Below are 24328 nucleotides of genomic sequence, written 5' to 3'. Positions count from 1 at the left end.
AAGTTGTTGAGACTTACATTTTCTTTGGAGGAAAAAAACAGTGGCTAGTCAGTCAACCTATGAATTTTACAAAGATGACCTTTCCAAAATACCGCCTTTAAGGGCGATTGCGGAAACTTTGCTTGCTGATAAAAGGGTTAAGAAAGTTAATGCGGCCGAAGCATACGAGCTTGCCCGTAAGCAGTGGGATGTTATGGAAACAGACCACCTGATTTATCCTGAAGCAGCCGCAAGACTCGGTTTGCCCGAGGGAGCAAAGCTGCTTAATCATTGCCACGGAAAGATTGTTGGCCGTACTGCCATGGCCCGCCGTTTCTACAATGGCCTAAACGGTCCGGACCAGCGTAAGGTCCTGGGAGATTTGAGGGAAGCAATCTCCGATATGCAGGAACGCCCATTGATCAAAGCCGAGGCCATTGTCGGTTTGGATCAGGATCTGATGATCAAGGCCACTATTCTGGGCGGCGAAGATGATGCTGCCAATATTTTCAACTGGCTGGTTAATTTCACCCCCTTTGATGAATTGGCCGAAGAATATGCCGAAAGTGCTAAACTGCCTATTCAAGACATTATCATTATCGGTGATAATCTCTGGCGCAACGAAGACTCATTCTATCATAATCAGGGCTTTCCACAGCTGGCCCTTGTGGATGAAGAATGTAACGTTATTTATAATTTCGGCATGCGTTATTTTGGCGAGCGCAAAAAAGGAACTCTGACCCTAGCCTGGACGTCGGGAATCCGTGTGGGAATGGCTGCCTGTCACGGCGGTATCAAGGAAATTGATTTTTCTGAATGTCCTGATGCTCAAATTAAAAAGATGGGTAAGAAATCCATTGCATTTTTCGGACTGTCCGGTACCGGGAAATCCTCCCACACAAACTCACATGACAACGGCGGAACCCTCCCCAAAGGGTTCACCAAGAAAGTGCTTCACGATGACGCTTTCCAGATCGATACGGAGAACCGTGTCTGCCGCGCATGGGAACCGACCCTTTTTGATAAAACCGACTCCCGCCCGTTGGGACATCCTGACTGGAAATATATGGTCTCCGTTATGAACCATGCAATGCTGGAAATTGACGGTAAAGTGATGCCGCTGGGTGAAGATATCCGTAACCCTAACGGCCGTGCATTGATCGACCGCGATGTGCTGGGCGATTATGTTAACCGCTGTACCTTTCCCAATTCTTTGTGCTGGCTTATGAAGGATACCTGCCTGCCTCCGATTATCCGCTTTACCGATACCTATCTGGCGGTGGCGATGGGAGCAGCGCTGATGACCAAGCGCAATCTTGCGGAAAATGTTTCCGAGGAAGAACTGAAAAAGCTGGTCTTTATCCCTTACGCCAACCCCTTCCGCGTATATGAACTCTGGAAGGACGTGGAAGCTTTTGCCCATGTCTTTGACTGCGGCGCAAAAGGATACAGCTTTAACTCCATCGGTTTCTGGCGTTCTTCGGATACTGACCTGAATGCTATTCCCCTGCAGACTTCGCTTACCCTTCAGAGTTTGATTCTGACCGATAAGCTGGAGTGGGAAGACTGGGATCTGCTGCCCGGAGCACAGATTCCTAAACGGAATTGCATGGAAAAGGTGTTGCCCGGATTCTACGATACGTATAATCCTGCCAATGTTGAAAATCGTGCCGAATACTTCCAGACCCTCAAGGATCGTTTTGCCCAGCGCAGACATTTTCTTGAGCAGACAGAAGATCTCAACTGCAGGCCTGAACTGCTCACAAAATTGACCAAGGCTCTCCATATCAGAGGGTGGTTTTAATTCGCATGGTTAGTGCGTAATTAAATTAGATTACTTTCAAATTAAGCCCGCAATATCTATATGATATTGCGGGCTTAATTTTGGCCAGTTTTGTGTTGATGGTAAAACAGCTAAGCTAACAATTCGGCACAGAGACAGCCAGCCCGCCAAGTGAAGTTTCCTTATATTTATTGTTCATATCCTTACCTGTTTCGGCCATGGCACGGACAACTTCATCATAGTTAACTTTATGAAACTTCTCATTTTCCACAGAGGCGATGAGGTAAGCATTGTAGGCCCGGACCGCGCCCATTGCGTTACGTTCAATACAAGGAATCTGAACGTAACCGCCAACGGGGTCACAGGTGATTCCCAGATGATGCTCCAGTGCTGATTCAGCGGCGTTTTCAGTGCGCCAGAAGCGATGTCCGCAGGCATAGCTTATTAAGCCCGCAGCCATAGCCGAGGCTACTCCGATTTCCCCCTGACAGCCGACTTCAGCTCCGGCAATGCTGGCATTGTGTTTAGCTATGAATCCCAGTGCCGCGGCTACAAGCATACCTTCACGAATTTTTTCCCTGCTGATTTTCAGCTCTTCTTCAAGGGCATAGACCACTGCGGGGATAACCCCTGCGGAACCGGACGTAGGAGCTGTGACAACGATGCGTCCTGCTGCATTTTCCTCAGACGCTGCGAATCCGTAGGCATTCAGGCGTAGTAAAAATTTATCAGCAGCGTTCGGTTGGGAGCTGTTTTCAAAGAGTCGTTTGGCCTTTCGGTGCAGGCCTATCGGGCCGGGTAGAGTGCCTTCAGCCGCAAGGCCGTTCATTACCGCTTGTTTCATGGTATCCAGAATTGTATCAAGCTTATCGTATACTTCAGTTTCTGATATACCTTTTAGTGCTTGTTCGTTTTCAACAATAACTTGATGCATACGCAAACCTTCATCTGTCAGGATTGCTTTCAGCTCAACCATGTTTGAATATTGATGAGGGGGCACTCGGGGAATTTCTTCCTGCTGTCCTTTACATTTTATAAAGCCTCCCCCGATGGAGTAATATTCTTGCTCAAAAAGAATTTCTTCGCCCTTTCTCAAGCGCAGCAGCAAAGTGTTGGCATAAGGGAAATCATTTTCGACCTCAGCATATACGACATCTTTTATGCTTAGCGGCAGAGAGATTTTGTCGCTTTCAAATTTACGGGGAGCGCCGTCGGCTAATGAATCCAGAAATTCGCATTCGACATTATCCGGCTTGAAACCTAGCAGCCCGGCAACCACTGCTCGGTCGGTTCCGTGTCCTTTCCCGGTTGCGCTAAGGCTGCCGTATAGTCTTATTTCAATATTATCAGGCTGTATATCAAGAGAGAGATCAGCTACAGACTTATGGAAATTGTATCCCGCTTTCATGGGGCCGATTGTGTGAGAGCTGGAAGGTCCGGGGCCGATTTTAAATAATTCAAAAACAGAAGTGGTGATGGCTGTCATAACTGCTCCTTGACCGTGAATATCGTTTATGAAATCTATTACTAACACAATGAGTTAGAGCTAACAACGCAGATTTGTTTTCGGAGGTTACAAGAATGTATATTGTAAGCGGCTGTCTTGCCGGGCTCTGCTGTCGCTATGACGGCGGAGATAATGCTGATGAAAGGGTAATGAAGCTGGTTGCCGAGGGCAGGGCGGTGCCTGTCTGCCCAGAGCAGCTCGGTGGCTTATCAACCCCTCGTCCTCCATGCGAAATCTCGGAGGGTAAAGTTATCAGCAATCAAGGAGCGGATGTAACTGAAAGTTTTATGCGCGGAGCGGAAGAAGCCTTTAAGCTGGCAAAATTGACCGGCAGCAAAAAAGCAATCCTCAAAGCTCGATCTCCTTCTTGCGGTGTCGGAAAGATTTACGACGGAACATTCAGCGGGCGGCTGATTGAAGGGGATGGCTGCTTTGCCGAAATGCTCAGGAAAGAAGGCTTTGAGCTGGAAACAGAATAAAAATATCCCGGAAATCATTCTTTGAGATTTCCGGGATATTTTTTTGCTAAAGCAAGATTAGCCTTAAGAAAAGGCGAAGCCTAATTAAAATTAATGAATTATTTTATCTTCTTTAATAAGCTGCTGCGCCACATTAAGGTCATAAAGTGAGAGCGGGTTGCGGTCTGATCCTCTTTTTTTGTATTCTTCAGCCGCTTCCATGATAACGTCGTAGGGCAGCCATTCATGTTTGTCCCAGATAACGGGATTATCGTTGGACCAAAGCCTGAATTCGATAGATCCTTCATTTTCCCTGACATACATTTTTGTGTCACGGGTTTGCAGGGATGGATAATAAAAAAGTCCGCGTTCGTCTTTCATTAGATAATCCTTAAAGTTTACGCAGTGAAAAAGACTTGCCGTTTTGAGTGGCGATTATTCCGTAGCCTTTAATCAGAATGGACAAAGGTCTGCCGAAAAAGAAATCCATTGATTCTTCTGGAAGTTTGGCTTTTTCCATTACCAGTTCACGGATAGAGGCATCAAAAATGAGCATCTCCCGCAAATCAGACTGAATTTTATCGCTGTTCGTCCAGTCTTCAACAGCTGCGGCAGCAAGTTCAGCTATTTTGATGGGATCGCATTTCTTGTCGTGCTCTTCTATGAGTTCAAGAACCGGATGTCCATCGGGGAGTACATCCTTTCTGCTAATCCTATCCTTACTGTAAATTTCCATGAGCGGTTCAGGATCTTCACAGAAAAGTTTCTGGCATTCAAGAGGGCGGTTTTTATAAATTCTGCAGACCTGACTGGATAAAGCAAAAAATTTGCAGGTCCATTCACCGCCGGAACCTTTTATTTTGAGAATTTCTTCGTTCAAAGGGAGTACTGCACCCTGAGGCTGATCGTAGGCCATTTCGCCTTTGCGCAGGGTAACAATATCGGTGAGATCTATGCCGTCGGCCTCTTTAAGCAGAGGCAGGTCCTGAGTGTGCAGTGCCGGGCCGCCTTTACGGCAGCAGGTACCGCATTGTTTGCATTCATTCATATTTTGACAATCACTTTTTCAAGTTTATGTTGCTGGTTATTAAAAATTTTTGTAGGAAATATCTGCTACTGACGCACCTTGCGTTCGGGATGTGTAAATACGCTGAATCCGGCTTGCTTGGCAAGTCCGAGTTTTTGTCCCGTGATAACTAGAATCATTGGTTGACAATAGGCGTGTATGTTAATTATCCCTGATCATAGGTTGTGTTTTATTTCACTTAAGGGTATCTTTCCCTCCCCTTGCATCGAAAAGATGAAGGGGTCTCGTACTAAGAGAGGAAAGCAACCGGGTGAAGTCGGTTAATACGACTCATGCCGGATGCCTAATTTGTATTGGTAGGTATATCTTATTAAACTTTATGGAGGTTTAAGGGAATGGCGAAACACAAAACTCCCTTGTTGGACGAGCTTGAAAGCGGGCCATGGCCTAGCTTTGTGTCCGACGTAAAACAAGAAGCCGAAGTTAGAGCAAAAAACGAGAAGGACGTGAATTATCAGATTCCCGTTGAAGTCTGCGAAGACCTTCTCGGCGTACTCGAGCTCTCTTACAATGATGGTGAAACTCACTGGAAGCACGGCGGTATCGTTGGCGTTTTCGGTTACGGCGGCGGTGTTATCGGTCGTTACTGTGACCAGCCCGAAATGTTCCCCGGCGTAGCACACTTCCACACTGTTCGTGTTGCTCAGCCCACAGCTAAGTACTACACCACCGACTTTCTGCGTCAGGTAATGGATATCTGGGATATGCGTGGTTCCGGTCTGACCAACATGCACGGTTCTACCGGTGATATCGTTTTCCTCGGTACTACCACACCGCAGCTCGAAGAAATTTTCTACGAACTGACCCATGAAGCAAACGTTGACCTCGGTGGCTCCGGCTCCAACCTGCGTACTCCCGCAGCTTGTCTCGGTATGTCCCGTTGTGAATACGCATGTTACGATGCACAGGCTCTGTGCTACGACATGACCATGGAATTCCAGGACGAACTTCACCGTCCCGCTTTCCCTTACAAGTTCAAATTCAAATTTGACGCTTGCCCCAACAGCTGCGTATGTGCTCTCGCACGTTCTGACTTCTCAGTTGTAGGTATCTGGAAAGACGAAATCCGCATCGACCAGGAAGCTGTTGCAGCTTACGTTGGTGGTGAGTTCAGACCTAACGCAGGTGCTCACTCCGGCAAAGACTGGGGTGCATTCGACATTCAGAAAGAAGTTGTTGATCTCTGCCCCGGCAAATGCATCAAGTATGCTGACGGCAAACTCGAAATCAACGACAAAGAATGTATGCACTGCATGCACTGCATCAACACCATGCCTCGCGCACTGATGATTGGTAACGATCGTGGCGCATCCATTCTTTGTGGTGCTAAAGCTCCTATCCTTGACGGTCCTCAGCTCAGCTCCCTCGTTGTTCCTTTCATCAAGGTTGAAGAGCCTTTTGATGAAATCAAAGAAGTTGTTGAAAACATTTGGGACTGGTGGATGGAAGAAGGTAAAAACCGTGAGCGTCTTGGTGAAACCATGCGTCGCATGGGCTTCCAGAAGCTTCTCGAAGTTACCGGCATCAAGGCTGATCCCAGACACGTTCAGGAACCCAGACATAACCCCTACATCTTCTGGAAAGCTGAAGATGTTGATGGTCCTTGGGAACGTGACGTTAACGAATACAGAAAAAGACACCAGAGATAATACGGGAGGACAGACATGGCGTTCGTTTCTTCTGGCTACAATCCAGACAAACCGATGGAAAACCGGATCTCGGACATTGGACCTCGCGACTACAAAGAGTTCCTGCCTCCGGTTATCAAAAATAACTACGGCAAATGGCTTTACCACGAAATCATTGAACCGGGCGTACTGGTTCACGTTGCCGAGTCCGGAGATGAAGTATACACAGTTCGCTGCGGTACTGCTCGCCTCATGAGTATTACCCTCATCCGCGAAATGTGTGAAGTTGCAGACAAATACTGCGACGGCTACCTCCGTTTCACCACTCGTAACAACGTCGAGTTCATGGTTGATTCCAAGGACAAGATGGTTGCAATGAAAGAAGACTTGCTTTCCCGCAAGTTCGACGGTGGTTCCTACAAGTTCCCCGTTGGTGGTACCGGTGCTGGTGTATCCAACATCGTTCACACTCAGGGTTGGGTTCATTGCCACACTCCCGCAACTGATGCTTCCGGTACTGTTAAAGTTATCATGGATGACCTCTTTGAAGAGTTCACCGGCCATAACATGCCTGCACCCGTTCGCATCGCTGTTGCTTGCTGCCTCAACATGTGTGGTGCTTGCCACTGCTCCGACATCGCTGTTGTCGGTGTTCACCGTAAGCCCCCCATTATTGACCACGAATACCTCGACAACCTCTGCGAAATTCCTTTGGCAGTAGCAGCTTGTCCTACCGGTGCTGTTCGTCCTTCCAAGGTCGAAATCGACGGTACTACCCACAAGACTGTTGCTATTAAAGAAGAACGCTGCATGTACTGCGGTAACTGCTACACCATGTGCCCCTCACTGCCTCTTTCCGATAAGGAAGGCGACGGTATCGCACTGATGGTTGGTGGTAAGGTTTCTAACCGTATCTCCATGCCTAAGTTCTCTAAAGTTGTTGTTGCTTTTATTCCTAACGAACCTCCTCGTTGGCCCACACTTACTAAGACTATCCGTACTATTCTGGATGTCTACAAAGCTGAAGCTAACAAGTACGAACGTCTGGGTGACTGGGCAGAGCGTATTGGCTGGGAACGTTTCTTCGAAAAGACTGGTATCGAGTTTACTCCCCATCTTATCGATGATTTCCGTGATCCCGCTTACTACACTTGGCGTCAGTCCACTCAGTTCAAGTTCTAATATAGAATTGAGTAATATAGGGTGCGGCGTTTTGCCGCACCCTTCTTAAAAAGAAAGGGGCTTATTATGCCGATCGATATGGATTCCGCTAAGGAAGAAATCATGTCCTATCTTGAAAAAAAGACAGGCGCTAAAAGTAAATTTTATTTCAACGATTTCACTAAGCTTTTCCCTGATGCAAAAGCCCGTGAAGTTAAGAAAGTTCTGACCGCTCTTGTTAAAGAAGAGAAAGTTGAATACTGGTCTTCCGGATCTACTACCATGTACGGTATGACCGGCGCTGGTAAGCAGGGTGGAGCTGAACACGAAGATTAGATCTTCGCGCAGTACGACTCTTAAATGCCTTGTCTCTTGAGACAAGGCATTTTTTTTATCTTCGGTGTTATGTGGAGTATGCGGTAATTTTTCTTGTCTTTTTTACTCTGAAACACTACTGAATCCAAAGTACGGTAAGCATTAGATAAGAATTCTTCAGGGCGTGAGCAGTGAAATGAAATTTCCAAGAATAGTATTAGCCGGACTCAGTGGCGGCACAGGTAAAACCATTGTCACCCTCGGGCTATGCCGGGCTTTTCATAATCAGGGCCGGGCGGTCAAGCCGTTCAAAAAAGGGCCTGACTATATTGATGCGCGCTGGCTGGGACTGGCCTCCGGTCGTTATGCCACTAATCTTGATCCATTCCTGATGTCCAATGATAAACTCATTGCGTTATTTATGGAAAAAGGTCTTGGTGCGGATATTTCCATTGTAGAGGGTAATCGCGGCCTGTTTGACGGTAAGGACGTGGAAGGTTCCTGCTCCACTGCCGAACTGGCCAGGATTATTAAGGCTCCGGTGATTCTTACAATTGACTGCACCAAGATGACCCGCACCGTTGCAGCTATCGTGGCCGGATGCAAGGCCTTCGAGGATGGGTTTAATCTTGCCGGTGTCATTCTAAATCGCACTGCCGGAGAGCGCCATCGCAACATACTCCGGAACTCCATCGAAAAATATACCGACATCCCCGTGCTGGGTATGCTTCCCAAGCTGAAAGAAAATCCCATACCTGAACGGCATATGGGACTTGTCTCCAATACGGAATACGGCAAAGTCAATAAAGCTTTGGATACCCTTGGTCAAATGGCCGAGGATTGTCTTGATCTCGATGCGATCTACCAAATTTCAAAAAAGTATCCTGCTGAAATCAGCGCTGAACATAATGCATGGGACGGGATAGAACTTTCCAGCGAGACCAAACCTGTTATTGGTGTTGTTCGCGATGAAGCTCTTTGGTTTTACTACGAAGAAAATCTTGAGGCTCTGCACCGTGCCGGGGCGGAAGTAAAGGAAGTTTCCATATTTTCACCCGACCCGTGGCCTGAAATTCATGGTCTTTATCTCGGCGGCGGATTCCCTGAAACATTGGCTCCGGAAATATCCGCTAACAAATTAATTCGTGATCACGTCCGCAGGCTCACGCATGAAGGGCTGCCTGTATTCGCTGAATGCGGCGGATTCATGTATCTTGGGCGAGATGTTGAATTTGAGGGGCGGAAGTATCCTATGTCCGGCGTGTTGGACCTTTCAACCTGTTTGTGTCCGCGTCCGCAGGGACTGGGGTATACTTCCGGAACTATAGTACATGAAAATCCCTTTTTCCCGGTAGGAACCGAAATAATCGGGCATGAATTCCATTATTCACTCTGCGTAAATAACAATGAATCCGATCCAAAATACGCTCTTGATATGTCGCGTGGAAAAGGCATGGCTGAAGGGTTTGATGGACTTATCCGTGATAATATCTATGCCGGATACAATCATATTCACGCATTGAGCATGCCTTGCTGGGCAAATAATTTTGTCAAAGCTGCTGCTGCCTTTAAGAAAAAGAAAGGCTGATCGATTCTTATTCTGCCGGAATGAGCGTTTTTTTACGGCGGGATCTCCTGAATATCAGGGCATAAATGCGCGGGCTATGCGGAAGATATCGTCATAACTGAGCTTAGACCTGATGCCCAGACACATTTCAGCTGCCATATTCATTTTTGTTTTGGAATATTCCAAGATCTGGTCGGATTGAACTTTAAGGTTTGACTTAAGGATTCGGTGATCAAAACCATCAATAACCTGAGTTATGCCGTTTGCATAAAAAGGGGTCTTGATGTGCGGCACTACCTGCTCAAGTTGCTGCTTCCCTTCCTTGCGGCTGAGAATGATATGGAAAAGCATTTTGACGAGCATGCGGTCCGGTTGCAGCTTGTGATCAAATTCCAGGAGCACGGCAGGATCTGATTGTTTATCGAAGAGGCCGTCCAGCAATCCGTGAGCGAGGGTGAATGCTTTTTTTTCTGAAATGATGGAGACAGGATACTGTGAAGCCATGCGTACAAAACTGATGCGTGGATTTTCCTGTGCAGACATCGCCAGCAAAGCTATCTGCATCGTAGAAAGTTTACGCGCATATTCTCCGGCGAGGGTCTGGGACTTGGCCTCTGCCAGCCGTCGCACAGTAGATTCCTCAAGCTCAGAGAAGGCCGTTTCCAGTAAGAATTTGATGTATGGTTCGCGGGTATAACGAATCTCTTCTTCAAGGACTTTTCTGCTGCGCTTGACATCAATGAGTTTTTTTATAGAAAGCCAGTAGGCGGCGAGTCCTTCGGCCGGCATTTCCAAAATATCAAAATCTTTTTGTTCTTCCATGGGATTTCCTTGTAATTCCTAGGCACAGATTGTAACTGAATTTGTCCGGGAAACATAGTCCGCCCGGCGAGTTTTTTTGTTTATGGAACCTTTTAACTAGGTAAAGAATATGATTGTATTGCCGGAATTCGACACGATAGCTTTCAGAATAGGTCCCCTTAAGGCCAATTGGTATGGCCTGATGTATATGATCGGTTTCGCCATCGCATGGTTCCTTGGGCGCTACCGAGCCTCAAAACCTACCAACAACTGGACCGGCCAGCAGGTGGATGATCTCATCACATGGCTCATCGTCGGTTTGGTTGTCGGCGCCCGATTGGGGTATTGCCTGATTTACGAGCCGGGTTATTTCATGGCCCATCCGGTAGATATTTTTGCGGTCTGGAAAGGTGGTATGTCTTTTCACGGAGGAGCCATAGGTGTTGCGATTGTGGCTTGGCGCTTTGCCAAATCCACTAAGCGGACCACTCTTGATGTGGGCGATTTTCTCGTTCCGCTGGCGCCCCTCGGATTATTTTGCGGCCGCATGGGTAACTTTATCAATGGTGAACTCTGGGGCCGGGTGACTAATATGCCATGGGGCATGGTATTCCCGAGCAGACGAGCCGGAAATCTGCCCAGACATCCCTCGCAACTGTACGAAGGGGCGCTGGAAGGTGTTTTGCTTTTTCTGATCCTTTGGTTTTGGTCATCAAAACCCCGTCAGCGGGGAACTACAACAGGCTTATTCCTGATTGGTTACGGCTTTTTCCGGGCCTTTGTAGAATTTTTCCGTCAGCCGGACCCGCAACTCGGATTCATCGCTTTTGGCTGGCTGACTATGGGGCAGCTACTTTGCGTACCCATGATTCTCGCCGGATTGGCTCTTTTCGTATGGGGGCTGAAAAAAGGTCCCATCCCGCCAGCAGCAGACGAAAGCTGATTTATTTTACTACCCGGTCATTAATCCCGCATTTCTGAATAAGGAAATGCGGGATTTTTTTGTGTCGTATTGTCATATATTACGGATTAATCATGTGTAACCGCCAGTCTATTTCATTTAACTATGATCCATAAAACGGAAACTTTGAATCTGTTTGTTAAGATACATTGCTAATTGTTTGTGTTGTGTCGAAATGTTTTAAGAATTTTTTTCTCCGCATTGACTTGAATTTAAATAATAGATTATTATCTATTTAGAGTAGTCTAATTTTAAATAGTGAGGGGTTATTATGCCTCCCGAAGCAGGTTTGGAATCAATCGGTGTAGTCCTTTCCGCAAATGGAGAAGTTTTTTTGCGTTCAGACTCTGGCATACGGCAAGTTGAGGCCGGAGCCGAAGTCTTCAGGGGTGAGGAACTTGTTACCGGAGAAGGTAGCGCAGCGGAAGTCCGTTTTGCGGACGACACGTTGCTGTCTCAGGGAGCGGATTCCAGCATTTCTTTGGACGATTATGTCTATGATGATTCTGCTTCGGACGCGGAACTACTTTTTAAAATGAGTCAGGGCACTTTCCGTTTAGTGACCGGAAAAATAGCCGAACAGAATCCTGACCGTTTTCAGGTAGGAACACCTCTTGCGACTATCGGTATTCGCGGCACCACCATAATCAGTGAAATTAATCCCGGTGGCGGGGAGAAAATCGGTGTTGAAGAGATTCATGCCGGTAAGGCTCTGCTGGTCCAGTCCATAAGCGGCGAAATCAGGATGATTGCCAATCCCCGTGAACTTATAGACATCGCCATGTCCGGACAGCTGGGTTCGGTGCGTCCCATGAGCGTTCAGGAGTTCAATTCCTTCAGGGAAATTGCCCCTGCGGCTATCCGGCAGGAGCAGGAAATTCAGCAGCAGCGTCAGGAAGAAGAACAGCAGGAAGATCCTGATAATCAGAATCCGGATAATCAAGAGCAGGATGCGCAGGGCCAGGAAGGTGAAGGCCAGGAAGGTGAAGGACAGGAAGGCGAAGGACAGGAAGGCGAAGGACAGGAAGGTAACGTCGACGGCGGTGCAGCCGGAGGTGCTTTAGCTGCCGGAACGGGAGTGCTTGATCCAGGTAGTGTACTGGCTGCCGGTGCTGCTCTTCAGGGGGAACTGGGAGACTTTAACGTTGCTGATTTAGTCTCCGGTGAAGCTCTTTCCGAACTGGAAGATCTTGCCGGGGATATCCTTGGCGCCGTGACTTCCGGTGATATTAATTCCGTTCAGAATCTGCTTAATAATCTACAAGAGGTTACTGATGATATTATCGATGAGTTGCTAGAGAGCATACCTGAAGCAACGGACGAAACCGAAGGCCAGACATATACTTCCAGTGACGGCTCCAACTTTATCTACGGTACCAGCGGTAACGATAGCTGGGTTGGTTCCAGCGGTGTGGATTACTATGATGGGCTGGCTGGAAATGACTACATCAATGGTATGGACGGTAACGATGTCCTCTACGGTGATGTCGGGAGTGACACTATCTACGGCGGCGCCGGCGATGACACCATTGCAGGTGGTGACGATGATGATACCATCTTAGGTGGTGAAGGCGTCAATTTTATTGACGGTGGTAATGGGTATGACACAATTTCTTTTTCCGATTCTACCGCTACTTTCGGGGTATATGTGAGCATGGATGATTCCGGAGCCGGTTTCTCTTCATTATATACGGGTGAAGAAAGTTACGAATCTTCTTTTGTGGGAATAGAAGCGGTTATAGGGTCTGACTACAATGATTCAATCTATGGTAATAGCTTGCATAATGACTTATCCGGCGGATCAGGGGATGATGGGTTGTATGGCGAAGGCGGTAACGATAGCCTTTCCGGAGGTATAGGCGGCGATACTCTTCTAGGTGGAATAGGAGCCGATACATTGTATGGCGGAACAGGGGGCGACTCTTTAGACCCCGGTTCTGATAATGATGGGGATTTCTTATTTTACAATGCACGCAGTGAAGGAGGAGACTTCGTTGCTAATTTTGATTCCGGTGAGGACAAGTTTGTTTTCAACAGTAGCGGAGGGTTTAATTCTTCTTGGAGCTTTGTCTCTGTGTCAGGGTATGACGGTTCAACTGGCTCCGCAGCTGGAGCACAATTTATTTACGATACGGCTTCCAGACAACTGTATTATGATCCAGATGGAATCTCTTCAACACAAAGCGGAGAGCTTATTGCTACCTTGGACGCAAGCTGTGAAGCTGTAGACTCTGCCCACGGCGATATTGAAGTAGTTTAGTAATAAATAATTTCTTAAATAAGCAGTCCGGGCTGGTCAGCAACCTTGGCTGCTTATCTATTCTCCTTCCAAATTTACTTGCCAATCCCAACATTTTTTTATCTAATTGTATTTAATGACACCTGAAACCGGGCTTTGCCCTGCATAGCAATTGAACCTCATACTGAATTAAGGAAGGTGCCACATGAATAGAATAGATGAAATTCTCGGCAAGATGGATGTTCTGGAAAAGGAACTTCGCGTAGAATTACGTGATATGACAAACGAATTTCTCTACACCGTACAGAAGAAAAAAGTCCGTTTCAGCTCAGAGGTACGCGTAAAACATCGCGAGCTTGCCGCTAAATGGAGAGACTATGTGTATGATTCCGGGGTGTGGGTTATTCTGACCATCCCATTTATCTGGATGCCTATTGTTCCGGCCCTGATGCTGGATGTTGCAACATGGCTATACCAGCTGATGTGTTTTCCTGTGTATGGTATCCCCCGGGTTCGCAGGCGTGATTATATCGTAATTGACAGGCACAGCCTGAAATATCTGAATATGATTGAAAAGGTTAATTGCTACTATTGCGGGTACTTTAATGGATTGATCGGTTTTGTGCGCGAGGTGGCAGCCCGAACTGAGCAGTACTGGTGCCCTATCCGGCACGCTCGTCCTGTAAAATCAGTCCATAGCCGTTACCGCTATTTTTTCCCTTACGGCGATGCGCAAGGGTATCGTGATGGCTTGAGCGAAGTTCGTAACAGATTTGATGATGTATAAAAAGAGAAAGCCCGGACAGGTAAACTGTCCGGGCTTTCTGATTAAATTACATCTTGCAGAATGCGCCTGAAGCGGGCGGTAACTCCACCGACTATCCGGCTTTGCTCGGTGTTGTCTCCGCCGGCGTATACGGCCACACGGGCAGTCTCCCGTACCCGGTAGGGATTGTACCCGGTATCTTCATCGTGGTATTTTACCTGAGTATCGCCGAACGATACGATATACTTCTTTTTAGAAGCGTTTTTGTCTACCAGTCCGATAGTAACGTCCGCAAACATTATATAGGTGTCCTGTGTGGCATATTGGCCTACAATGGCTCCTACCGTAGCTCCTGAAACCGCACCGGCAACTGTGGAATCTAGATTCTTACCAGTCCTTGCACCGGCGTAAGCACCGCCGACAGCACCGTACATAGCGACTTCCTCTGCCATGTCTTCCGAGATCTGGCCTGAATAGCGGAGGTTGATATCCAGATGGATGCTGTATTTTTTACCCTTGACCACTTCGTATCCTTTATCACGGTAAGCCCGTTCAAGAGTCGACCGCAGGGCCTTCAGGTTCACAGCTGGATCGCCGGAAGTATTGCGGATGGTCAGTTTGATCGTGGGGTTCTCAAACTGGGAAGGGTCCAGAAGCATGTTACCGTTCATCATGGAACCGTAGAGAAGTCCGGTTTTTTGATCACGTACCATGCCCATGCGCTGCGTGGTCCGGCAACCGGCGAGCATGGTAATTCCCAGAACAATGACCAGCACTGCCATTTTCATGTATATTTTTTTATTCATTTTCAGCTCCTAATTGCGGTAGTGGATTCCGTATTGTTTGAGAAAGTCTATGACTTCTGAATAGTGAACTGCGAAGTTGAGGTTTGCAGTACCGGGATCGACACGTCCCCATGAGTTTACACCGACGAGTCTGTCTTTATAGAAAAGCGGACCGCCCGAGTTCCCCGGGTTGATAGCAGCATCGGTTTGAATATAGCGAATTTTCCTATCCTTCGATGCCACCATATGACTGCGAAGCTGCCTATAGGCACTGAATACCCCGCGGGTGATGGTGTATTGGTAGCCATGGGGGTGGCCGATGGCTTCAAGGGTTACACCCGAAGGAATTGAATTTTTATTATAGAAACGGACCGGCTTGCCACGGGTGCTCATCTTGACCAGCGCAAGATCACGGAAGGGATCAGTTGCCAGAACCTTGCCGAAGGTTTCCATTCCGTTATGCATTTTCATTTCAGCGTAATCACTGCCTTCAACCACATGCATATTTGTGATCACGATGTTGTCGGTTACAAAGAAACCGCTTCCCAGACTCCCGGACGGGCTTTGTATGACAACAACGGAATCGAAACGGGGATCATTGCCGGTGTCGGAAGAATATTTATTGGCGTAAAACTGCTTGAGGGCCTCGTTTCGCTTATTCATTATTTTTTTGCGAACTTCAGCCATGCTGCGGTATTTTTTGTCTAGTTCTTTGTGCTTGAGGTAATGGGTAAGCAGGTCCGAGAGTTTAACTTCTACAGGCTGTTTTTCCCAGTTACGCAGATCTTTTTCAGTCATGAAAGAGGTCAGAATCTCCGCTGCCTTGGGGTCTTTTTCTTTTACCCCGTAGGCTACTTTGAAATCCTTCTGATGTACTATATCAAAAACATCTTCAAAGTAGGTCCCGGCTCTGCGGTCAATTATGAAGTATTGCACCGAGGCTACCTTTGTGTCTTTGATTCCGATCACCCGGTACTTGTAATCCGTATAGACCGGTTTATCGATCATGCGCGGTATGTTGGTAGCATTTGCCGAAAGTTCATTAATCTGTGCCTCAAGGTGGTCCGCTTCACTAGCGGCGGCTAAACCGGTAAATATCCCGGCAACTCCCAGCAGCATGCTCGTATTGACCGTGCCCATGGCGTCACTGCGCCTGTTACGCAGATTGTCCAGTTCTAATCTGGCCTTGTCGTATTCCGGGTTGTAAATTTCCCGGTAACCGGAAAGGTAGCGGCTTGTTTTTGGTGTATACTGGCGTGATTTTCTGTCCAGTTTGGATACGGTCTCATTGATTAGAATAACCACATCCGCGTCTTTCGCTGTTGATGAACTGAACATCCCGGCTGATTTACTCTGTTCTGTCTTGACGGGCAGGTCCACATCGAAGCCTAATCCGAATTCTATACCTTCGTCATTCAGCATTGTTTTGCTTGTTACCCGCACAAAGGCAATCTTGCAGTCCGGTACCTCGGTGATGGGAAAACCCATAGCACGGGCATCATTTATGGCTTTGACAATTGCACGCAGCGATGGGGTTTTGTTCCCTGAATTGCGGCGCAGTATATTTCGGAAGTATTGGTTCTCCATGGCGTGCATGGTTTGATCCGGGATGCTTTTGCCGTATGTTTTAAGCAGGTGCGGAATGCCGGTGCCTGTTGCCGATGCGACCTTTTCTAAAAGAAATTTTGACTGCGAAAGCAGGAATTCTTTTTCATCGAGCCTTGCGGGATATGTCTTGAAGAAATTTGGGCCGGTAAGGACAGGGTGCTTATGGAAATAAGACGCGGCGTCTGCCGCAATTTCCTTATTTTTAGCCGCAAGTTTAGTTGCGAGTGGTCCTAAAGACTGGGGAACTTTTCCCAGATCCTGCAGGAAAACGCTGGATTGAAGCTTATCAACCAGAATCTGGGCCTTGCTGAGCTTCATGCGCATGAGCGGCCATTGCGCCTTCGGGGCCGGCCAGGTGACAGAGTCTACGTTGATTGTGGCTGCTTTAATTTCGGGCTCAAATTCTTCTTCAATTTTGGCAGCCATTTTTTCAATATCCGTCAGTGCGTCAGGTGTTTCCAAAAATATAGTCTGGTTGTCCAGCCATATTTTTTCCGCACTGGGGAGATCTTTTTTATGCAGCGCCTGTGCAAGACGGCCCATGGGAGAATTGTCATTACCCAAGTCAATGCTGCCGGTAGATCTTCTGCCTGCGTTGCAGCCATGTAAGGCCGCGGTAAGCAAAATTAATAATATTAATAGTATCTTCTGTGTTGGTCTCATCCTTACCCCGATAATGTATGATTAAAAATCCAGAGAGGTGATATCACGATAGTATAAGCTATATCAAGCCATATAGTGTGTTTTTAGAAAATATAATGGTTATTAATAAGATAATTATAACTTAGAGTTACAACGTTATGCCCTTTCGCGTGTCTGTCTGTGCAGTCGTTTGGCCTGCAGGCAGAATGCTTCCAGCCGGGCTTCGATAAGTTGTGGAAAAGGATTGCCGTCAGTTTCAATGGCAAGAAAGGGCAGTCGAGAATCTGCATCAAGTATGGAAGTCGCTTTGGGACCTGCCGAAGAGGCCCGGAATTTTTCACTGAGCACAGCTTCGGCAACTCGTGAGGGCATGCACCCGAACGGACCGATGGATATAACTCCGCAGGAAGGGGACATTATTTCGTGCAGAGATGCTCCCACAGTGAGGATAGCTTCTCCGGTAAGCTGTTCGGAGATATGCTTTTTACCGTGCTTGACCACTTTGCGTACGTCCGGTCCGGGATAAAAAAGAAGGCCGCTTTTTGCGAGTATATGCCGGATGCGCCGTTCAAAATAGGATTTCACTCCCTGCGTGATCATGGTTTTCAGGCCGGCTCTACCTTCTATGTTGTTGCGGTTCAGCCAGTCGGTGTATTTCATCCATTCCAGCACCGGTGCCACACGGACAATGAATCCCTGTTCGGTAAGTTTTTCCGGTAGGTTGCGGCGGGCCAATGGATCGTGGCGCACGTATATTTCTCCCAGCAGTGAGATTACCGGATAATCGTGTGCCGGTTTTTCCAGTTTGATGAAGGAAAGGTCTTCGGCCGCTTTTTGCAGGGCTTTGGAAAATTTTTTCCAGCTGGACATTGCGTCTAATAATTCTTCTCGTACTTCCCGGAAAAGTTTTAGTGCTGAGTCTTTGTTTTCAGCCGCGGTGGAAATCACGGCGTGAATATCCTCAAGTATCGATCCTGTTACGATACCCTGCCACATGCCGAGGGTTACCGATGTGCTAAGTCCGCCGTATCCGTCTGTGGAGCTGGGCGCGAATATGGCTAGATCGGGGATTTCCATCCGCTCGATAAGGTCATTCATGAATACTGAATACTGACCGAAACGGCATGGCCCTTTGGCCTTGGGCATTAGAAAAAGGGCCAGTTCGCCTTCAGGCCGGTTGTTCAGATATTCCAGCAACGCTCCCGCGGTCAATTGCAGTGGCAGGCATTCCTTGCATGATGAATTATTGCGGCCCATTTTCAAGGCGGCTTCGCTTGCATGGCCGAGTACCTTGTAACGGATGTTATCGCGCTGCATGGATGCGGCTAGAAAATCGGTGCTGATCTCGCCGAGGCTTGGAATCAGCAGGGTGACTTTCGGATCATTAACCGCATGCCATTTACCTTCGGAATCGGTAATTCCGGTCACTCCGTCCCGTACTTCGCTGCGTGCGGGATGGAAGGAAATCGTCTTTTCTTCTGATTGTCCAAGACGGCTGAATCCGTCAACTATATCGAGAAAGGCTTCAATACGTGTTTCGATTCCGGCATCGGCGGTATGACTGTCCAGCTCAAGGGTCAGCGAGGGCTTTCGGCCCATGGCCTTACGGAAATAACCGAGCAGAAAGGAGTCCGGCCCGCAGGAAAAATTGGTGATGTAGGTTCCGAAAAGATCAGGGTTTTCCGCTACTAGAGCGGCACTGTCCATGATCTGTTCCCCTGTTGCCCAGTACATGTTCAGATCTTTTGAACATTTACCGCTGCGGGGCAGCATATCACAGGGGATTATTTCCACGCCGCGTGTTGCGAACTTGGCGGGGATTGATTTATTGGCCCATGAACTGAATGCATTGTAGGGCCTTCCAAAAAGGACCATCCCTTTTTTTTCACCCAGTCCGGCTATAAATTTTTCGCCTTTGCTTTGCAGGTCGGCGAAGAATGTTTTTTGCGCGGCAATGGCTGCCTCATACGCCTTTGCGGCCCGTTCTTTGTCCACCTTCAGCTCGGATGCCGTCTGGAGCAGGGCTTTGCGTAATAATTGTTTTCCGGCCTGCATATGGATGACCGGAGTCAGCAGGGAGCGTTTTTCCAGTTCCGGGAATGCTGATTTCAGGTAGTATGGTTCTCCCTGAACCAACACGCAGGTGCAGGAGCGGTCCCCGGTTTTGAGTGGCATGGAGCGCAGGTGGGGCAGGAAAATATGATCGGTTTCCAGCTTGAGAAGTTCGCCTAGTCCGCCGTGGGCAAGTTCCACAGGATGGCAGAAGGGGGCGCCTTTTTGACCTATTGCGTCCGGGTCCACTTTTTCCGGCAGCCTGACCCCGAAGCCCATTTCCGTGAAAAAAGTATTGAAGAGCGGAAACCATGTATTCATGAGCAATGAACGGTTCATGCCGATTACTGGCCGGCCTTCCTCCGGTTCATTAAGATCGCGGAAAACACGCTTCTCCCGCCAGAGAACCAGATCTTCAGCGGTTTCTGTTTTCTTGGCGATTTTGGAATTATCAAAGCGATTGCAGATGCCTCCGAACGGAAAGATCTTACCTTGTACTTCTATGCGGGCAATTGTGCATCCGAGATCGCATTCTCTCCCGGCCCCGTTGCAGGTAAAGGGAGATTTGTACGTGACTTCGCGCTGCGCCAGTTCAGCCGGGTTGTAGCTGCCTTTTCCTATTGTTCCCAGTTCGGCACGTTTTGCGGCTTCAAGAGCGACCCCGAAGGCCCCGGTGAGTCCCGGATGGGGCGGAACGATTATCTCTTTGCCGGTCAGTGCGGCCATGGCGGCGGGCACGGCTTTGTTGTAGCAGACGCCGCCCTGCATGAAAATTTTCTGTCCTACTGCGCGGTTGCCTTTAACCCGGTTGGAGTAGTTGATGCAGATGGAATAGACTAATCCCGCAACCATATCCTCAAGCGGAACCCCTTCCTGCGCCGCCAGCTTAAGGTCCGAACCGATAAAGGCCGCGCACTGGTCGTTGAAGTTCGGAGGATTACAACCTTTGAAGGCAACAGCGGCTATGTCGGTTACATCGATGCCCAGCGTTTCCTTGGCGCTTTCTTCCAGAAATGATCCGGTTCCGGCGCTGCATGCTTCGTTCATGGCGTAGTCACAGGGAACGGAATTTTTCAGCCATGTATATTTGGCGTCCTGACCGCCGATTTCGAAAATTGTATCCACCTGTGGATCATAATGTACTGCGGCAGTGGCGTGAGCGGTAATTTCGTTGATGATGCCGTCCGTACCAGCATGTAATCCTGCGATATTGCGTCCTGATCCGGTCACGCCCATTATTTCGGCCACGGTTCCGGCAGGGACCTGCTCGGCCAGTTCGGTATAAACCCGGCGTGAAGCTCCGATAGGATCACCGTCCGTGCGTAGATAGCAGGATGCGACAATTTCGGTCCGCTCCAAATCCAAAAGGACTCCTTTGGTAGTTGTCGAGCCTACATCAAGACCGAGGGCCAGCCTGTTTCCGGGAATGTATTCAGCTTGCGTGCTCTCGTGAAACTTTACGGAATCGATATAATTTTCAAGCGGTGGTAAAAATGTAAATGCCGTGTCGCCCTTACGAATAACAGTCTCGATATCCTGTGGTAGGCAGCTTCCGTTTTCAGCCGCCCATATTGCAGCTCCCAGCGCTTCAAAGCAATGACCGTGCTGCGGCATAAGCAGCTGCGGAATTTCCCGGCGCAGCTCCGTGACCATAAATTTATTCTGCGAACAATTACCTATCAGGGCTACTTTTTCCGCCGGTAATTTGCGCAGCAGTTCCATACATTTGGCGCTCATCATGCGGGCCAGTCCTGCGACGACGGCTTCTTTGGGTACTCCTTTGTTAAGCGCGTGAGTGCAGTCGCTTTTGCAGAACACGGAACACCGGCCTGAAACCTTGTGAGCTTCGCATTCCTGCATGGTGGACATATCATCGAGAGTCAGACCCATGCGGCCAAGCTGCTGGGCTAGAAATTCTCCCGTGCCGGATGCGCATTTATTACCGGTATGTACGGTTTCCACTTTACCTGCACTGTCGATCAGGTAGGCCATAAAAGTTTCCCCACCTGCGCTGAGCACGGTACGGTAGCCGTCTTTAACGAAGTTTTCATGTTTGAGCGCGGTTTCAAGTGCCAGCGGTTCAGATAGGGTGGGCAGGTCCAGTAAGTGCCGGAACTTACGTCCGGTTACCGCCGCGGGGGTATTTTTAGGCAGTTTGAGTTCCTGAAGACCTTTGATAACGGCTTGCGCGGGGTTGCCTTCGTGGTTCAGTGAAATTGATTTCAGGACTTCAATTTTCCCGTCAACGTTATCAGTCAGGACTATGCTGACAGTAGACGCCCCGGCACAGATGCCCAGAGAAATGGTCACCTGGTCAGTTTGAAGAGGGCTTGTGTTCAAGTTTTGGTAGTTCAATTTCAAAAACCTTATTCCAGAATTTCCCGGTCACGAAAAAATGTTTCCCTGCACCGTCCCATGCAATGCCGTTGGCGGCTTCGGCTTTTTTCCCGGCGAGGGGGCGCAATGAAGATATATCCAGCCAGAATTTTACTTTGCCGGTTTGGGGATCAATGGCCGCTATGCGGTCCTCTTTCCAGATATTGCTGAAAATCAGTCCGTTTATGAGTTCAAGTTCGTTTAGTCTTTGGATATTGGCGAGGCCGTCCGTTACCCGCAGTCTTTTTATACGCGCAAAATCGTAAGGGTCCCTGAAGGTAATCTCCGAAGATCCGTTGCTTTGATAGATGAAGTTATCATCAGCGGTCAGGCCCCATCCCTGCCCCTTGTATTGGAAGATTCTTTTGCGGGCAAGGGATGCGGCATCATATATATAACATTTACCCGAGCGCCATGTAAGTTGATAGATTTTATTGTTCCTGTAACAGATCCCTTCGCTGAATATGTTTTTATCATTTTTTATCAGTGTACGTACCTTGCCGTTTTCCAGTTCCACCTTGCGCAGTGAAGAACGTCCGCGTTTACCCGTACTTTCGTATAAGTAGCCGTCGTGATATATAAATCCTTGCGTAAAGGCCTGATCATCATGTGGAAAATGGTTTATCATTTTGCACTTTATGGTCGGAGCGGTTCCATTTTCACGGGCATAGCTTTTTAGCCCGAAAAAGTGCAAAATAAAAAGGGCGCATATGAAGAATAAAATTAAGCGGTGTGTTTTCATCACGCAGCAGAGTAGCCAATTTCTTTTTGAAGTTCCAGATGTAGTAAGATTCATTTTTCGGGTGGCGGCAATCTATACCGGAAGGTTGAAAGTGCCGATAAAATATGTGTGAGGGGTTTAACCAGGTTTTTTGGAGGCTGAACAATGGGCGCTGACTCATCCTTATTTGATTATACTCCTTCCGGCGATCAGGAAAAGGAAGAGGAAACAAGCCTTGTAACGGTTGTTTCTCTACGTTCTGAATCGCATAAAATAAAGGGCAAAAGATACTGGCTGGCCACGAAGGTTGATGATGACCGCTTTGAATTACTGCTTCTGAATGAAAACCGTATTCCCGGCGGTGATCCGCAGGTCGTCAGCGATGGCGAATTTGCCGCATATTATGCCCTTGAGCCCGATTACTACCTGCAGCATGTCCGTCCGGCCATGGAGCAGCAGGATTTCCGGCTTAAAAGAGGCGAGGTTCATCGTGAACAGGGTGAGCTCTACAGCGCAGAGATGGAATATTCCGATGCGTTGGCCGTGGATGAGGGGAATGTACGCGCCACTTTTGGGCTGGGCATGACCTATCTTGAAAAGGGCGATGTGGAACGGGCGCAGGAGGTCTTTGCAAAAGTCCTGCAGCTCAAGTCCGCCTTTAGAACTGAGCACAAACACATGTTTAATGATTTCGGCATTTCTATGCGCAAGAACGGTATGTATCGCGAAGCCCTTCAATATTACAATCGCGGGGTCGATCTCGACAGTACCGATGAAAATCTTTATTTCAACATTGCCCGCACCCACTACGAGGCCGGTGACTGGGAAAATTGTTTTCGCTACCTGACCATGTGTCTGGAAAAGAACCGTGGAGTGCAGGAAGCGCATAAATTCTGCCATTACCTGATCAAAAAGGCCGAGGATGACGAAAGCATGCTTCGTGAGCTGGGAGGCGGCAATAACGGGAAAACCCTGCGTAGTGATATCCTCAATCTATTGCGCAAGATGCAGATTGCAGCCGGGGTGGAGCTTGACGATGCCATCGAAAAGACCCACGAGATAAGGGACCGCATGATTGCACTTGAAGAGGAGGATATACAGCTGAAGGAGATGGAAAAAGAACTCTACAATGTGGATGGGGATTTGTAGCTTCTAAGGCACCTTGAGCAGATTTTCCCTTGTCCCGATCATAATCAGTACATCGCTTTCGTCCAGCGGTTCATTAGCCTTTGGCACAAAGTTAAGTTCTTCGGAACCGTTTTTGCGGATGGCGACGACCTGAGCGTGATAGTTATTGGTCAGGTCCAGATCAATGAGTGTTTTTCCTGCCCAGTCTCCGGCATTTCTTTCCTTAATCAGAATATCGTTACCTAGGGAAAGGTAATCGATCATGCCCGGGGTGGAAAGTTTGTGGGCCAGTTGTTTAGCCGCGAAATGTTCGGGAAAAACAACAAAATCCACACCCATTCTGCTGAGCACCTTCTGATGTGCGGAGCTGATGGCCTTGACCCAGATTTTATTGACGCCGATTTCCTGTAGATTAAGCACGACCAGAATGCTAGCTTCCATGGAGTCACCGGTGGAGACTACAACATAATTGAAATCCTGAAAGCTCAGCTGCTCCAGTGTCTGCTGATCGGTTCCGTCGGCTTGAAATACCTGTGCAAGGTATGGCTTGGCAGCCTTGACCCGTTCTTCACTGGTATCAATTCCAACGACATTATTTCCTAGTCTGCGCAGGTTCAAGGCCAATTCCAGACCGAATTTTCCAAGACCGATAACGCCTACTTCTATTGACTTTCCTGACATACTGCTGCCTCCGGGGGCCCTTCTTCAATACAATTCAATAAGCTTTCGCCAAGGAATTTAATGAAGATGCTTTCAAATGCAAA

19 protein-coding genes are annotated in these 24328 nt (G+C 48.1%); 10 read left to right on the top strand and 9 right to left on the bottom strand.

Features of this window, described 5'->3' with window-relative positions; translation table 11 throughout:
* Positions 1 to 40 precede the first annotated feature (40 nt).
* Positions 41 to 1783, top strand: coding sequence for a phosphoenolpyruvate carboxykinase (ATP) (locus tag ACKU35_RS00430; protein WP_319762052.1), 1743 nt, complete (start codon positions 41 to 43; stop codon positions 1781 to 1783).
* A gap of 115 nt (positions 1784 to 1898) precedes the next feature.
* Here the strand turns inward: ACKU35_RS00430 and ACKU35_RS00425 are convergent, their stop codons facing one another.
* Positions 1899 to 3248: an L-serine ammonia-lyase gene (locus ACKU35_RS00425; RefSeq protein WP_319762050.1), complete on the bottom strand. Its 1350-nt coding sequence runs from the start codon at positions 3246 to 3248 to the stop codon at positions 1899 to 1901.
* 95 nt (positions 3249 to 3343) lie between these two features.
* Here ACKU35_RS00425 and ACKU35_RS00420 point away from each other — a divergent pair, with 95 nt between their 5' ends.
* Entirely contained in the window at positions 3344 to 3748 is a 405-nt protein-coding gene (locus tag ACKU35_RS00420; RefSeq protein WP_319762048.1) for a DUF523 domain-containing protein, read from the top strand.
* A 90-nt stretch (positions 3749 to 3838) separates the two neighbouring features.
* On the opposite strand, the gene ACKU35_RS00415 is transcribed toward ACKU35_RS00420, so the two are convergent.
* Both ACKU35_RS00415 and ACKU35_RS00410 read right to left on the bottom strand, forming a co-directional pair.
* The gene (locus tag ACKU35_RS00415) at positions 3839 to 4108 is read right to left on the bottom strand and encodes a hypothetical protein (protein ID WP_319762046.1); all 270 of its coding nucleotides are present in this window, start codon (positions 4106 to 4108) and stop codon (positions 3839 to 3841) included.
* A 10-nt stretch (positions 4109 to 4118) separates the two neighbouring features.
* A complete protein-coding gene (locus tag ACKU35_RS00410) occupies positions 4119 to 4775 on the bottom strand; it encodes a YkgJ family cysteine cluster protein (protein WP_319762044.1) in 657 nt (218 codons plus the stop codon).
* A gap of 374 nt (positions 4776 to 5149) precedes the next feature.
* Between ACKU35_RS00410 and dsrA the strand changes: the two genes are divergently transcribed.
* The 4 genes from dsrA to ACKU35_RS00390 all read left to right on the top strand — a co-directional run bounded on the left by dsrA (position 5150) and on the right by ACKU35_RS00390 (position 9506).
* Positions 5150 to 6463, top strand: coding sequence for a dissimilatory-type sulfite reductase subunit alpha (dsrA, locus tag ACKU35_RS00405; protein WP_319762042.1), 1314 nt, complete (start codon positions 5150 to 5152; stop codon positions 6461 to 6463).
* A gap of 15 nt (positions 6464 to 6478) precedes the next feature.
* The gene (dsrB, locus tag ACKU35_RS00400; protein WP_319762040.1) at positions 6479 to 7624 is read left to right on the top strand and encodes a dissimilatory-type sulfite reductase subunit beta; all 1146 of its coding nucleotides are present in this window, start codon (positions 6479 to 6481) and stop codon (positions 7622 to 7624) included.
* Between the two features lie 66 nt (positions 7625 to 7690).
* Positions 7691 to 7939: a dissimilatory sulfite reductase D family protein gene (locus ACKU35_RS00395; RefSeq protein WP_407944191.1), complete on the top strand. Its 249-nt coding sequence runs from the start codon at positions 7691 to 7693 to the stop codon at positions 7937 to 7939.
* A 175-nt stretch (positions 7940 to 8114) separates the two neighbouring features.
* The gene (locus tag ACKU35_RS00390) at positions 8115 to 9506 is read left to right on the top strand and encodes a cobyrinate a,c-diamide synthase (protein ID WP_319762038.1); all 1392 of its coding nucleotides are present in this window, start codon (positions 8115 to 8117) and stop codon (positions 9504 to 9506) included.
* A 54-nt stretch (positions 9507 to 9560) separates the two neighbouring features.
* Here ACKU35_RS00390 and ACKU35_RS00385 read toward each other — a convergent pair whose 3' ends face one another.
* On the bottom strand, positions 9561 to 10307 hold the full coding sequence (locus ACKU35_RS00385; RefSeq protein ID WP_319762036.1) for a hypothetical protein: 747 nt from the start codon (positions 10305 to 10307) through the stop codon (positions 9561 to 9563).
* A 109-nt stretch (positions 10308 to 10416) separates the two neighbouring features.
* On the opposite strand from ACKU35_RS00385, the gene lgt reads away from it, so the two are divergent.
* The 3 genes from lgt (at position 10417) to ACKU35_RS00370 (ending at position 14273) form a co-directional block, all read left to right on the top strand.
* Complete coding sequence (gene lgt, locus ACKU35_RS00380) at positions 10417 to 11229, top strand: prolipoprotein diacylglyceryl transferase (protein WP_319762034.1); 813 nt, start codon at positions 10417 to 10419, stop codon at positions 11227 to 11229.
* A gap of 289 nt (positions 11230 to 11518) precedes the next feature.
* Positions 11519 to 13507 carry a FecR domain-containing protein gene (locus tag ACKU35_RS00375; protein ID WP_319762033.1) on the top strand — a complete coding sequence of 663 codons (1989 nt, stop codon included), beginning with the start codon at positions 11519 to 11521 and terminating at the stop codon, positions 13505 to 13507.
* Positions 13508 to 13691: 184 nt separating this feature from the next.
* Positions 13692 to 14273, top strand: a complete 582-nt coding sequence (locus ACKU35_RS00370; RefSeq protein WP_319762031.1) for a hypothetical protein — start codon at positions 13692 to 13694, stop codon at positions 14271 to 14273.
* A gap of 41 nt (positions 14274 to 14314) precedes the next feature.
* Here ACKU35_RS00370 and traT read toward each other — a convergent pair whose 3' ends face one another.
* The 4 genes from traT to ACKU35_RS00350 form a co-directional block, all read right to left on the bottom strand.
* A complete protein-coding gene (gene traT, locus ACKU35_RS00365; RefSeq protein WP_319762029.1) occupies positions 14315 to 15058 on the bottom strand; it encodes a complement resistance protein TraT in 744 nt (247 codons plus the stop codon).
* 9 nt (positions 15059 to 15067) lie between these two features.
* The gene (locus ACKU35_RS00360) at positions 15068 to 17308 is read right to left on the bottom strand and encodes a S1C family serine protease (protein WP_319762027.1); all 2241 of its coding nucleotides are present in this window, start codon (positions 17306 to 17308) and stop codon (positions 15068 to 15070) included.
* A 135-nt stretch (positions 17309 to 17443) separates the two neighbouring features.
* Positions 17444 to 21694, bottom strand: coding sequence for an acyl-CoA dehydratase activase (locus ACKU35_RS00355; protein ID WP_319762024.1), 4251 nt, complete (start codon positions 21692 to 21694; stop codon positions 17444 to 17446).
* Positions 21654 to 22343, bottom strand: coding sequence for a glutaminyl-peptide cyclotransferase (locus ACKU35_RS00350; protein ID WP_319762023.1), 690 nt, complete (start codon positions 22341 to 22343; stop codon positions 21654 to 21656). The genes ACKU35_RS00355 and ACKU35_RS00350 overlap by 41 nt, the downstream gene beginning before the upstream one ends.
* A gap of 258 nt (positions 22344 to 22601) precedes the next feature.
* Here ACKU35_RS00350 and ACKU35_RS00345 point away from each other — a divergent pair, with 258 nt between their 5' ends.
* On the top strand, positions 22602 to 23585 hold the full coding sequence (locus ACKU35_RS00345) for a tetratricopeptide repeat protein (RefSeq protein ID WP_319762020.1): 984 nt from the start codon (positions 22602 to 22604) through the stop codon (positions 23583 to 23585).
* 3 nt (positions 23586 to 23588) lie between these two features.
* Here the strand turns inward: ACKU35_RS00345 and ACKU35_RS00340 are convergent, their stop codons facing one another.
* Entirely contained in the window at positions 23589 to 24245 is a 657-nt protein-coding gene (locus ACKU35_RS00340; protein ID WP_319762018.1) for a TrkA family potassium uptake protein, read from the bottom strand.
* Positions 24246 to 24328: the final 83 nt, after the last annotated feature.

Source organism: Maridesulfovibrio sp., from assembly GCF_963676065.1.
Taxonomy (GTDB): Bacteria; Desulfobacterota; Desulfovibrionia; order Desulfovibrionales; family Desulfovibrionaceae; genus Maridesulfovibrio.
The sequence above is the reverse complement of the archived record's forward strand: the minus strand, read 5'-3'. Positions and strand labels throughout refer to the sequence as shown.

What these genes read in the sequence shown, in the direction of transcription:
- ACKU35_RS00425 (WP_319762050.1), bottom strand. Translation starts at nt 3,248, where the DNA reads ATGACAGCCATCACCACTTCTGTTTTTGAATTATTTAAAATCGGCCCC.
- ACKU35_RS00420 (WP_319762048.1), top strand. Translation starts at nt 3,344, where the DNA reads ATGTATATTGTAAGCGGCTGTCTTGCCGGGCTCTGCTGTCGCTATGAC.
- ACKU35_RS00415 (WP_319762046.1), bottom strand. Translation starts at nt 4,108, where the DNA reads ATGAAAGACGAACGCGGACTTTTTTATTATCCATCCCTGCAAACCCGT.
- ACKU35_RS00410 (WP_319762044.1), bottom strand. Translation starts at nt 4,775, where the DNA reads ATGAATGAATGCAAACAATGCGGTACCTGCTGCCGTAAAGGCGGCCCG.
- dsrA (WP_319762042.1), top strand. Translation starts at nt 5,150, where the DNA reads ATGGCGAAACACAAAACTCCCTTGTTGGACGAGCTTGAAAGCGGGCCA.
- dsrB (WP_319762040.1), top strand. Translation starts at nt 6,479, where the DNA reads ATGGCGTTCGTTTCTTCTGGCTACAATCCAGACAAACCGATGGAAAAC.
- ACKU35_RS00395 (WP_407944191.1), top strand. Translation starts at nt 7,691, where the DNA reads ATGCCGATCGATATGGATTCCGCTAAGGAAGAAATCATGTCCTATCTT.
- ACKU35_RS00390 (WP_319762038.1), top strand. Translation starts at nt 8,115, where the DNA reads ATGAAATTTCCAAGAATAGTATTAGCCGGACTCAGTGGCGGCACAGGT.
- ACKU35_RS00385 (WP_319762036.1), bottom strand. Translation starts at nt 10,307, where the DNA reads ATGGAAGAACAAAAAGATTTTGATATTTTGGAAATGCCGGCCGAAGGA.
- lgt (WP_319762034.1), top strand. Translation starts at nt 10,417, where the DNA reads ATGATTGTATTGCCGGAATTCGACACGATAGCTTTCAGAATAGGTCCC.
- ACKU35_RS00375 (WP_319762033.1), top strand. Translation starts at nt 11,519, where the DNA reads ATGCCTCCCGAAGCAGGTTTGGAATCAATCGGTGTAGTCCTTTCCGCA.
- ACKU35_RS00370 (WP_319762031.1), top strand. Translation starts at nt 13,692, where the DNA reads ATGAATAGAATAGATGAAATTCTCGGCAAGATGGATGTTCTGGAAAAG.
- traT (WP_319762029.1), bottom strand. Translation starts at nt 15,058, where the DNA reads ATGAATAAAAAAATATACATGAAAATGGCAGTGCTGGTCATTGTTCTG.
- ACKU35_RS00360 (WP_319762027.1), bottom strand. Translation starts at nt 17,308, where the DNA reads ATGAGACCAACACAGAAGATACTATTAATATTATTAATTTTGCTTACC.
- ACKU35_RS00350 (WP_319762023.1), bottom strand. Translation starts at nt 22,343, where the DNA reads ATGATAAACCATTTTCCACATGATGATCAGGCCTTTACGCAAGGATTT.
- ACKU35_RS00345 (WP_319762020.1), top strand. Translation starts at nt 22,602, where the DNA reads ATGGGCGCTGACTCATCCTTATTTGATTATACTCCTTCCGGCGATCAG.
- ACKU35_RS00340 (WP_319762018.1), bottom strand. Translation starts at nt 24,245, where the DNA reads ATGTCAGGAAAGTCAATAGAAGTAGGCGTTATCGGTCTTGGAAAATTC.